Origin of the sequence: Sporosarcina siberiensis (assembly GCF_042681925.1) — a bacterium.
Classification (GTDB): domain Bacteria; phylum Bacillota; class Bacilli; order Bacillales_A; family Planococcaceae; genus Sporosarcina; species Sporosarcina siberiensis.
In genome coordinates this window covers 316,251-326,608 of record NZ_JBHUGI010000024.1, presented here as the reverse complement: position 1 = coordinate 326,608, position 10,358 = coordinate 316,251, and the positions used below count along the sequence as shown (strand labels likewise).

Annotated in this window: 13 protein-coding genes; 2 read left to right on the top strand and 11 right to left on the bottom strand. The window is 36.4% G+C overall.

What is annotated here, in order from left to right:
• Nucleotides 1–925: 925 nt before the first annotated feature.
• The 11 genes from ACFSFY_RS09590 to ACFSFY_RS09540 all read right to left on the bottom strand — a co-directional run bounded on the left by ACFSFY_RS09590 (nt 926) and on the right by ACFSFY_RS09540 (nt 9,207).
• Nucleotides 926–1,117, bottom strand: a complete 192-nt coding sequence (locus ACFSFY_RS09590; RefSeq protein ID WP_381537561.1) for a DUF5915 domain-containing protein — start codon at nt 1,115–1,117, stop codon at nt 926–928.
• A gap of 296 nt (nt 1,118–1,413) precedes the next feature.
• On the bottom strand, nt 1,414–1,509 hold the full coding sequence (locus tag ACFSFY_RS09585) for a putative holin-like toxin (RefSeq protein WP_381537527.1): 96 nt from the start codon (nt 1,507–1,509) through the stop codon (nt 1,414–1,416).
• A 322-nt stretch (nt 1,510–1,831) separates the two neighbouring features.
• Nucleotides 1,832–2,101 (bottom strand): excalibur calcium-binding domain-containing protein, encoded by a 270-nt coding sequence (locus tag ACFSFY_RS09580; RefSeq protein ID WP_381537559.1) that lies wholly within the window; start codon nt 2,099–2,101, stop codon nt 1,832–1,834.
• Nucleotides 2,102–2,162: 61 nt separating this feature from the next.
• Nucleotides 2,163–3,191: a type 2 isopentenyl-diphosphate Delta-isomerase gene (gene fni, locus ACFSFY_RS09575; protein ID WP_381537525.1), complete on the bottom strand. Its 1,029-nt coding sequence runs from the start codon at nt 3,189–3,191 to the stop codon at nt 2,163–2,165.
• A gap of 21 nt (nt 3,192–3,212) precedes the next feature.
• Nucleotides 3,213–4,325 carry a phosphomevalonate kinase gene (locus ACFSFY_RS09570; RefSeq protein WP_381537523.1) on the bottom strand — a complete coding sequence of 371 codons (1,113 nt, stop codon included), beginning with the start codon at nt 4,323–4,325 and terminating at the stop codon, nt 3,213–3,215.
• Between the two features lie 26 nt (nt 4,326–4,351).
• The gene (gene mvaD, locus ACFSFY_RS09565; RefSeq protein WP_381537521.1) at nt 4,352–5,353 is read right to left on the bottom strand and encodes a diphosphomevalonate decarboxylase; all 1,002 of its coding nucleotides are present in this window, start codon (nt 5,351–5,353) and stop codon (nt 4,352–4,354) included.
• A gap of 32 nt (nt 5,354–5,385) precedes the next feature.
• A complete protein-coding gene (gene mvk / locus ACFSFY_RS09560; protein WP_381537519.1) occupies nt 5,386–6,345 on the bottom strand; it encodes a mevalonate kinase in 960 nt (319 codons plus the stop codon).
• Between the two features lie 198 nt (nt 6,346–6,543).
• Nucleotides 6,544–6,747 (bottom strand): hypothetical protein, encoded by a 204-nt coding sequence (locus ACFSFY_RS09555; protein WP_381537517.1) that lies wholly within the window; start codon nt 6,745–6,747, stop codon nt 6,544–6,546.
• Nucleotides 6,748–7,144: 397 nt separating this feature from the next.
• Nucleotides 7,145–7,549 carry a MarR family winged helix-turn-helix transcriptional regulator gene (locus ACFSFY_RS09550; protein WP_381537515.1) on the bottom strand — a complete coding sequence of 135 codons (405 nt, stop codon included), beginning with the start codon at nt 7,547–7,549 and terminating at the stop codon, nt 7,145–7,147.
• 70 nt (nt 7,550–7,619) lie between these two features.
• The gene (locus ACFSFY_RS09545) at nt 7,620–7,997 is read right to left on the bottom strand and encodes a sporulation protein (RefSeq protein WP_381537513.1); all 378 of its coding nucleotides are present in this window, start codon (nt 7,995–7,997) and stop codon (nt 7,620–7,622) included.
• 250 nt (nt 7,998–8,247) lie between these two features.
• On the bottom strand, nt 8,248–9,207 hold the full coding sequence (locus tag ACFSFY_RS09540; RefSeq protein WP_381537512.1) for an LCP family protein: 960 nt from the start codon (nt 9,205–9,207) through the stop codon (nt 8,248–8,250).
• A 218-nt stretch (nt 9,208–9,425) separates the two neighbouring features.
• On the opposite strand from ACFSFY_RS09540, the gene ACFSFY_RS09535 reads away from it, so the two are divergent.
• Together ACFSFY_RS09535 and msrA are read left to right on the top strand one after the other, a co-directional pair.
• Nucleotides 9,426–9,524, top strand: a complete 99-nt coding sequence (locus tag ACFSFY_RS09535) for a YjcZ family sporulation protein (RefSeq protein ID WP_381537510.1) — start codon at nt 9,426–9,428, stop codon at nt 9,522–9,524.
• 232 nt (nt 9,525–9,756) lie between these two features.
• Nucleotides 9,757–10,287, top strand: a complete 531-nt coding sequence (msrA, locus tag ACFSFY_RS09530) for a peptide-methionine (S)-S-oxide reductase MsrA (RefSeq protein ID WP_381537508.1) — start codon at nt 9,757–9,759, stop codon at nt 10,285–10,287.
• Nucleotides 10,288–10,358 lie beyond the last annotated feature (71 nt).

The window sequence follows — 10,358 nt, the reverse complement described above, 5'->3', positions numbered from 1 at the left end:
TCTAGAGCAAATAAGCTCTATTCATAAGCTATAAAAAAGAAATAAGTGATATTCACAATGAAAAGGTTGGATTGTCATTTACACATAAATATTGACACTCCCATCAATAAAATTTACGCTGTATTTAATTACATTGTTGACAAATCGTTTATTCTTTTTTGCGAATGACTTTACCTTAGTTAATAATTGATTGGCGTAAGTTGTTTGTATTGAATTCGATCTGTTGGTCTAACTCCTTTAATAGTCGTTATGTCATTTTACTTTAATAGATTTCGTAATCTATCTTCAAGTAAATAAGTTAGATGTGTATCAAGTAATTTAGGTATTATTTTCATCGACTCTAAAATTGTTTTGCTTATATTTGTTCGAAAAGGTGTTCTCAAAGTCGTTCCATTATGAACCTAATTCTCATTAATAAACGTTCACATTGGCGGATTTCTGCTATCGGTAATTCGGTAATAGCTATTGGAATATTGTATTTTATATGCTAGGAAGTTGTTGACTTATGGATTCACATTTAATACAAGTTAGTTTTATAAGGTCATACTCCCCCTTTAACCAAATCCAATAGATTCTATTGCCGGAATACCTTACAATCAAAATGCTCAAATATTACAGCGAGAACAAACGTTCTGCGAGGTGTCGTATATCCCTTTTTTGTAAATTTAGCTATCAAAAAGTCTAAACTGCCTTTTTTACTGGTTAAAACAATCGTATAATTGATCATTTGGGTTGCTCAATGTTCAATTATCGACTTTCCCCTTATAATTTTAATTCACGACATCAGAACATTTGTTCCGCCGTCGTGAATTTGGCATTTTAAGTTTGAAAATCAAGACAACTCACTACCAAACTTATTGAGTTTCGCAGTTCATAAAAAGTATTCATTCAATCCTGTAGTATGCGTGCCTGCTATCGATAGCAATTAATAGTTGATTGGCATTAGGTGGAACAAGGCTGTGTGCTCCCCTATTTTTATTTCCGATTTTTCTACAACAACATGAAGCGCTTCGTCGGTAGCTACTCCAATATCAATGCACATATTCATGGGTAAATTTAATTCTTTTCTGTGCGCTTGTATGGCTCGAATCAAATCACGTGCCATTCCCTCTTGTATAAGCTTTATAGTGAATGCAAAACATCTAGCGGAAACTTCCGTTTGTCAATAGCGGTAGCCACGCATAAACATACGCGTTCCTTTTAAAAGTAGACAAACGTTAAAGCATTGTAAAAATCATATTCTTGAAAGTTAAACTTCTTGGACGTATAATGAATTTAGATAGTGAATATAATAAAAAAAGGTCGTCCGATGTTTGTGCATCGAACGACCAAATGTAATAGCAGGTTCCCTTATAAGGGGGTCAGCGTTATTCGATGAAATAATCCACCAGAGCGGCTAAACTCAAGGGTGGATTATTTCTTTTGCGACATTTTATACGACAATGCAATCACTGCTACAATTAGCGAAGTAAAGCTAATCATAATTACAAGTGTCTCGAAAATAGTCACTGGCAGCACTCCCCTTCCGCCAGGTAATATACCTTGACTGGGACATGAAACTGGGATGCTGACCACCCTTGAAATCCTATTCTATTACTTTTCTATTATACCACACGTATGTTCTGGAACCTGTGTATTTTTTCGAAAATTGATGGTGAATATCGTTTTTTTAATGCCTAGTAAATAGGAATATTATTAGATTGCAATGTGCTTCATATAAATTAATAAAAAAAGACCCTTCAGAATGATAATTCCGAACGGTCGAACCTCCTTGCATATGAGGAGGTGATGCCATTGAGTTACCTATTCTATTATTCTTTTATTATACGATTCATCGCTCGCAAGCAATCAAGTCTTTGTCTCGGTCACTTTTTTTATTAGCGTCATAGATTGCTTGAGAGATAAAGGGTGCGTACTTGGTTTTACCGCCTTTATTTTTCACACCAGCAGATCTTGCCACGCCGCCTTTGTATACCTTATTCATCTCTTTACAATTGGCAAACACCGTCGCTTTTGGGCTTGCAGCTTCTACTTGTGTTGAATTGTAAGTGAAACTAATGGCAATTAGAATGGATAGTAATACTGTTGTTACTCTTTTCATACCTGTCAAATTTTTTCACCACCTCTCCTAACACATTCCCTAATTAAAAAAGTACTATCTACTAAATCGATTTCAATCTCTTCGTTTCCTTCAATTCATTTAGGTTCGCTACACCAATTCCAAACATCGCCATACGCAACTCCAACTCTTTTGTTTCCATGACTTCCAACACGTCTTCAACAGATTGAGTAGCCTCTTTTAAGATTGACCTTCCAAAACCTGCCATACTTGCACCCAGTGCGATGGCTTTTGCCGCATCGAGTCCAGTTTGCATTCCGCCACTAGCAATAATTGGTTGATTTCCAATATGTTCTTTAACAGAAATAATAGAATCGGTTGTAGGAATTCCCCACTCACTGAATGCTTCCGCCGCTTTTTTCTTTACTGGAACGTTTGAACGAAATTTTTCTACCTGGCTCCAGGAAGTTCCACCAGCGCCTGCTGTATCAATAAATGAAATACCTACATCTACTAGTCTTTTAGCAGTCAGCCCGTCTATACCCCACCCGACTTCCTTCACACCTATAGGAACACCGAGTTTGCTACACAGTTCTTCTATTTTTACTAATAAATTTTTAAAGTTTGTATCGCCTTCAGTTTGAATGACTTCTTGGATGCTATTCAAATGAAGGACAAGGGCATTCGACTCTGTTAAATCGATAATTTGCCGACATTTATCGACATCAAATCCGTAATTTAGTTGAACTGCACCTAGATTTGCAATAATTGGTATGCTCGGTGCATATTTCCGTACTTGAAATGAAGAACGATGCTGTGTACTCTCAATAAGAGCACGTGTTGAACCAAGTGCCAATGCCCATCCTCTTTCCTGTGCAGCTGTAGCTAAATTACGATTAATCGATTCAGCAAATGCCGCCCCACCGGTCATAGAACTAATTAAGAAAGGAGTTTTGCTCTGGTGTTCTAAAAAGTTTGTGTGTAATGAAATTTCCTCAAAGTCAATTTCAGGAAGTGCATTGTGAATAAATCTGAATTTCTCAAAACCAGTTGTAATATTTTCACCTGTAACTTTTTCATCCAATGTAATTTGAATATGTTCTGATTTTCTTTGATTAATAAGCTCTGACATTTTCATAAACACCCACTTTTCCTAGTTAATTCTCGAGCCTGTTGCCCCGTCCTTTGAAACTGTTACATTTAAAGGAAGAATATTCGCTTGTTCCCACACTGATTTCAACTCTGAACTAGATGTATCTCCTCTTACGAAAGCAATTCCGCAATCTCCGCCGCCTGCACCAGAAGTTTTGCCGCTACCATATTGATTGGCAATTTGAATAAGTATACTTAGTTTCTCCGTCTCAATTTCAGTTGCTGCATGGTCACTTAAAGTCTTTAATGCTTCGCGATTTTGCGTAAGACTTGTAATAGCATTGCCGGAACTCTTATTTAAAAAGCTCTGAATGAGATTTTCAACTGCACTTTTACTATCACTTAGAAACTTCTTGTATAACTCGGGCTTTATTTCTTGTAACTCACGGATTTTTGAAATCATAGGAGCTGTTGATGATTCACTATTTGTCCAACCTACACAAAGCGTCAAATCAGATGGTGGTGTTATGGTGTGTATCATAAGATTTGGCCATGATTTATTCACAACGTCTAGGGTTGGTGTTCCTATTTTTATTTCCCCTAACAGCCAACTAGAATTAAAGGATGCGTAATGTACCCATCCCCCATATGTAGAAGCTGCAATATCGGCACAAGATCCATTGCCTTGTGTTTTAAAATGTGAAATCGCGGATAGTTTATATATTAATTCCTTTGAAATTTCTCCTAAGCTCGATTTATAAAAATAGCACATCGATGTTATTACAGCGACAGTGACAGCTGCACTGGAACCCAGTCCATACTTTTTTCCTGAAATATCGTTCAGTTCACTAGTTATTTTTAATGACCAAGGACGAAGTGGTATGGATAAACTGTGTAAATAATCATTGAAAAGAGCAATTGCATTTTTCACGAATAGTATTTTCAAACTTGGGTCGCTGAGTTCTATTCCATATGGATTTAATGGTTCCCAGGTTACATAGTCAATTCCGAGTTGTGGAAGTGAAATACTATTTTGTTCACTAGATTCAATTTCTGCTTGAATATACCGATCCACTGCAACCACGATCGCTTGACCATCTGGTTCAAGAACGGCATATTCCCCAGCAATCATTAACTTTCCTGGAACTTTTATGTGGAATTTTGTGCCAGTCATATCCGACAACCTTTCGAATTATACAATTAACAACATGTTTTTCTGTTTGTATTTGGTAAGTAAGTAATACCGGGTCCTGGATGACAATGATAAATTTCTTGTACAACAGACAGAGTCATGAGTTTTTCACGAACCGAGTTTTCATCCTCAGGTTGACAAAGAACTTTTACATTCGGACCGGCATCGATTGTATAGTAAGCTGAAATACCATTATCCCTAAGTTCTTGTACTTTTTGCATAACCGCCACTGTCGCACTTGTCCAATACATAAACGGTGGGTTCGCCCCGAGAGTCGTTGCATGCATCTTTAATGCATTTCTTTCGAGAACATTTCCAAGTGTTTCAAAATCCCGGTCGTAAATCGCTTGCTTTGCTACTGTTAAATCATCATCTACCGTCTCTAACCAACCAGTGTAAAAAGGAGAAGTATCTACAGTACGTTTCATACCTTCTCTGCTCAACACTTTTTTCTCGTTCGGTTCAACTAGAACAGATAAAATGCTTAAATCCCATTCGTTTTCAGTTAGAATTTGCTTTCCAAATGAATCAGATCCGTCTAGTTGCTCACCTTTTTCCCATTCTACATAACCGCCGTGTATTGAACGACAGGCCGAACCAGAACCTTGACGAGCGATTTGTGAGAGGATGTCATCGTTGATTTCCATTTTAAGTGCTTTGGTTGAGGCTGCAGCTAATGCCGCGAATCCAGAAGCGGACGAAGCAAACCCTGCCGCGGTTGGTACTGTGTTTATAGAGTCGACAACACCATATAATGTGCTTCCCGACATTTTACGAATTAAATCTAAAAAACGGGTCATTTTATTCGTTTCTGCTTCACCCATGATATTTCCATTCAATAAAAATATATCTTTTTTCAAACAAGTACAAAATTCAACAGAAGTCGTAGTATAAAATGCGTCCAAGGTAATTGAAAGGCTATTATTCATTGGTAGAAATAACTTTTCATCACGCTTTCCCCAATACTTGATTAACGCAATGTTTGTATGAGCTCTTGCTGTTGCCTTCATTGTTAAAATCCTCCTATTGTAAAAGGTATATGTCAACTTCCTTCAGTTTCAAAGTTCCATGTCTGATATGCTCCAGCTTCTTTTAAAATAATCGAAAGCTTTTCAGCATGTTTTTTATTTTCTGCCAGTACAAGTACACATCCACCGCGTCCGCCGCCGGTTAGCTTAGCTCCCAGTGCACCATTATTTTGAGCGATTTCCACCAAATTATCTATAATGTGATCACTCACACCTAATTTATCTAATTCAATATGTGCTAAATTCATATAATTTCCTAATAATTCTATCTTACCATTAATTAAAGCATCCTTAGCCATATAGGTAAGCTCACCAAGTAAATCAATGGAATGCTTTGTAGCTACCGGGTTTAGAGAATAGTTTTCTCGAATGCTTTCAACAGCGGCTCGTGTGTCTCCAATCCGACCGGTATCCGCGACAACGATATGAAGTTGTGCACCAAGAAGTATTGGTAATGTATCTTTGCCTTTTTCAAACCAAATAGGAAATTCACTTGATGCCGCCACCATGTCGATGCCGCTTGGATTTCCATGCGCATGTGTTTCAGCAATGTGTACGAGCTCCATAAGCTTTGACTGACTTAACGGTTCGCCGTAATACGTATATAAGCTTTTCACAATCGCGATAGCTACTGCTGCACTTGACCCAAGCCCTCTACCAATCGGGATCGTTGAATCTAAGTGAATGGTCATGTTCACGGGATGTTTTTCCAGAGCTTCAATAGTCGCATGAATACAAGCAACAATTCCTGAAAGTTTTGCAGGTGCCAACTCTAGTTTTCCTTCGAAATAATGGCATTTTAAAATAATCCCTTTTGCATTTTTTGAGTGTAGGTGTTCTTCAACGCTTGCTGTTGCATGAATGCTTGGAAAAGGAATCGCAATAGCCGGCTTTCCGTAAACAACAGAATGCTCACCTAATACAATCAATTTACTATGTGAAGAAGCAGTTACCCTGTTTTTGGAAAGTCCCAACTTGAATACACCATACTTTCTTATGAAATCTTACTTGGAAACGATCGTCCATATGTACATCTGCATATGATTCATTGTAATGCAATTTTTTAATGCTTTCAATGTAATAACATCTCTCTAAGACGAATAGTATCTTTAAATGAAAAAACGCTCGGAATAAATATCCCGAACGAATAGATAAAGAATAAATATTGTAAATTAAATCCCCATTTTACGATGTGAGTTATTTACTTTCTTAGATTGTTGACTCTTCATTTTTTTCGTTTCTAAAGTTCCGCTCGTTACTGAGTTTTCTGAAGATTGATTATTTTTCTTTGCTTCAAGCTGCTGTTTGATTGCATCTTTGAAACTTACTTTTGTTTTCTTTTCTGATGATTGTTCTGTTTTATCCAAATCAGTCATGTTGAATTCCCCTATCCTTTTTATCTAAACGCTTTTAATATAGAATAACATTTTTTACAATTAAGTGTCTATATATATCGATAGTAGTTGATTTATAATATTTAAAATGCTTCTTCTTCCTCTGAACAAATGACAAAACTTGTGCGATGAGGTCGTCATAATTAGTCTGCCAACAATTGAATGAAAACGAGCCATTTATAGACCGTTAACTATTTTAAGGTTTTTAATACCCCATTAATGCCGGTCCATCAAAATACAAGACTTTCATTTCCGCAGGAAGTGATGAATACTCAGAAAAGTAACTACGTAGAATAAAGGAAAATCAAAAATTACTTGCATAATGCATATAATAGCTCTCGATACTAGTTGTAAGATGCAACTAGTATCAGAATGCGATTCATTCCAGTCTGTTTGATAATACGCGCAAAGAGCGAATCACTGTTTCTCGTTCAAATTCATTCATTGTGGTGAGTACAACTGCCATGCTTTTGCTGATATTTTTATTAATGGCGAGTACAATCTCCTCCCCATTTATGGATAAAGACAATCGATAAATTCTTCGATCTTCAACAGAGGGATTTCTTTCAATTAATCCTTTTTTCTCCAATGTGTTAATTTGTCTTGAAAAGGTCGTAATATCCATTCCAACTATTTCAGCCAAGATTTGCATAGACGGCTCATTTAACAATGAGAGTTCGTATAAAATAGAACTTTGTATAACAGAAACTTCTACACAGCTCGATTTGTCAATTTTACGAAGTGTCTTGGATAAAGAATAAAAAATAGGAATGATTTCCTCCATAAGGCTCCCCCTCTTCCATCAATACCATCAATTTTAAAACGCACCCTCATCGTAAAGGGTGCGTCATTTCTTATTTATACGTAATTTTGTCTTCCGCTTTTAATAGAACGCCGTTTTTGAGATAAACCGTTGTACATATGCTTAAAAATTCGTTTACCAGCTCTATCTCCCAACGTTCATCAGGAACCATTTCAAAAGGGATCATCCATGTTTCTTTTGATTTATCCCCACTTACCATTTCTATCGAATGCTTAGCAATCACTTTCTCGCCCGATTCAGAAACTTTAATTAACTCGATTACGATTTCATCAATAATCTCATCACTTTCGTCTCCTTCAATATAGAGCTTGGCTGAGAGAGTTTCACCAAATGCGATATTAGGTCCATCCAAAATTGTGTCTATTGAAATATTTTCATAAACAATATGTGACGAGAAGTCCTTCAACATGATTTTTCCTCTTTCCCATAACTTTTTAACGTATTTATTATTCCTTCATAATGAAAGTAACTATCCGATTCTGTTTTATTATATCGGACTTCAATCAATTTGAACAAGTATAAAATTATTACTTACAATATTGCATACTCAAGTATTCTCAGAATTACCGCAATTAAGGAACTAGTAATCTTAAATGTAGTAATCATTGGGACTGTATGTACTTCTAAAGATTTAACTTTAAAATTTAGAAGTCTAAACGTTATTCTGTCTGTGCTTCAAGAAACGTATTGATGGCCTGTTTATTTTCTTCAATGTTTAATTCAAGTACAGAGCCCGCGTGTTTGTAAGTGTTAAAAGAGTAAGATCCTTCAACGGGTATGGTCATCGTCTCAAGTTTTGCACCTTTTTTCATAAGTAATGAAACAGCACGTGAAATTTCATCTTTAGATGTTAGATTTGTGTGTACAAAACTAGAAATAGCTCCTGCCAATTTGGGTGCGGCAAGTATCATGCCAGGACGAATAGCCTCATCTTTCATGGCGCTAATAATTTCTTGTTGACGTCCTACACGTCCGAAATCACCTTCACTATCCGCTCTAAAGCGTGCATAACCGAGTAGTTCTTTACCATTTAGTCTTTTCTTCCCAGGGAGAAGTGTGACACCTATCTTTTCTGACATTTCTTTTTTTACATCAATTTCAACACCATCAGGAAATGCAATATTAACAATCGATTCAAAGTTATTGAAATCAACAATAGCGTAATGATGAATTGGAATTCCAAACATGCCCGTAATGGTATCCTTTGCAGTTTGTACTCCGTTCAGATAATAGGCTGTATTTAGCTTGTACGATTTATATCCGGGTATTTCTGCGTAAATATCTCTCATAAAGGAAATTACCTTCATTTTTCCTGCACCTTTATCCCAAGACAATACCATCATTGTGTCTGTACGTGATTTTTCACTACCGTCGTCATCAACTCCGAGCAACAAATAATTTTCCACGCTTGGGTATTTAGGATGTATAGCGTCCCCTTTGAATGGACCAGGATTGATTGAATTTCCCTTTGCAATGGTCTTCCCGGCATTGTACTGTACGACTGAATAAGTTCCAGCCACAATAAAAGCCAAAGTCAGGAGCGCGAACAATGTCCTGCCAATTCGCAACTTTTTCTTTCTTCTTCTTTTTGGTATCGGATTGTCATATTGTTCTTCCATTATAATTCCTCCAAAAACTGATCTTCTATTTAGGACGTTCGTGAAATTACTTAGTTGCATACTATTGTACCATGGAGTTGCAGTGGTACCTTTAAATATACATTTAAAACAGTACATACCTACAGAGGATACATAACTTACCTATGACAATCCCCCATCTCCTTTTAAGAAACCTTGCATATACTACAAGGGTATCTACAAGAAAGGCGGTGTACTTTGTGGGAAATGAATACAGAGGAAATTCAGGTTCGTCATTCGCTTTGATTGTTGTGTTATTTATCTTGCTAATAATCATTGGTGCTAGCTATCTTTACTAGAATAGAATCTATTTAGTTTTTTCATTGGAGCATCTGAAACTTTTCAAGAGCACTTTAAGAGTGCTCTTTTTTTATTTTCGAAAATATTGTTTACAATACTTAAAGTTTTAAATCAATGCATTTTTATTTCAGAAGTAGTGTGCACGAATCTTCCTCAAATTACGAATAGAAAAACTAGCATTTTTGAATGAATTCCTTTAAGCTAAGTATTCTAAAAGAGGAGTGTGTAGTTATGACGAACAGCGGTCTTGAAAAAGCAGCATTTGCCGGCGGTTGTTTTTGGTGTATGGTGAAACCTTTTAAAGATTGGGAAGGCATTCATGATGTCGTTTCTGGTTATATGGGTGGTCATATAGAAAACCCAACATATGAAGATGTAAAAAAAGGTGACTCGGGACATTTAGAAGTTGTGGAAATAACGTTTGATCCAAATTTATTTACATATGAAAAGCTACTAAATGTATATTGGCAACAAATTGATCCTACAGATGCGGGCGGTCAATTTGGCGATCGTGGTGAATCCTACACTACGGCTATTTTCTATTACACAAATGAACAACAAGAAATTGCTGATAAGTCCAAAAGAGAGCTTGAAGCAAGTGCCAAATACTCTAAACCTATCATCACGCCGATACGTCCTGCTGAAACATTTAACCCCGCAGAAGAATACCATCAGGATTACTATGAAAAAGAAAAAGAACATTATGAAAAAGATCGTGCAAAATCTGGAAGAGATGAATTCTTGAAAAAGTATTGGAGTTAAATAATACAAAAAAACCGCCAAACACTATCGGCGGTTTTTTTATTGCTCAATAAGATTCGTGATCTATCTTA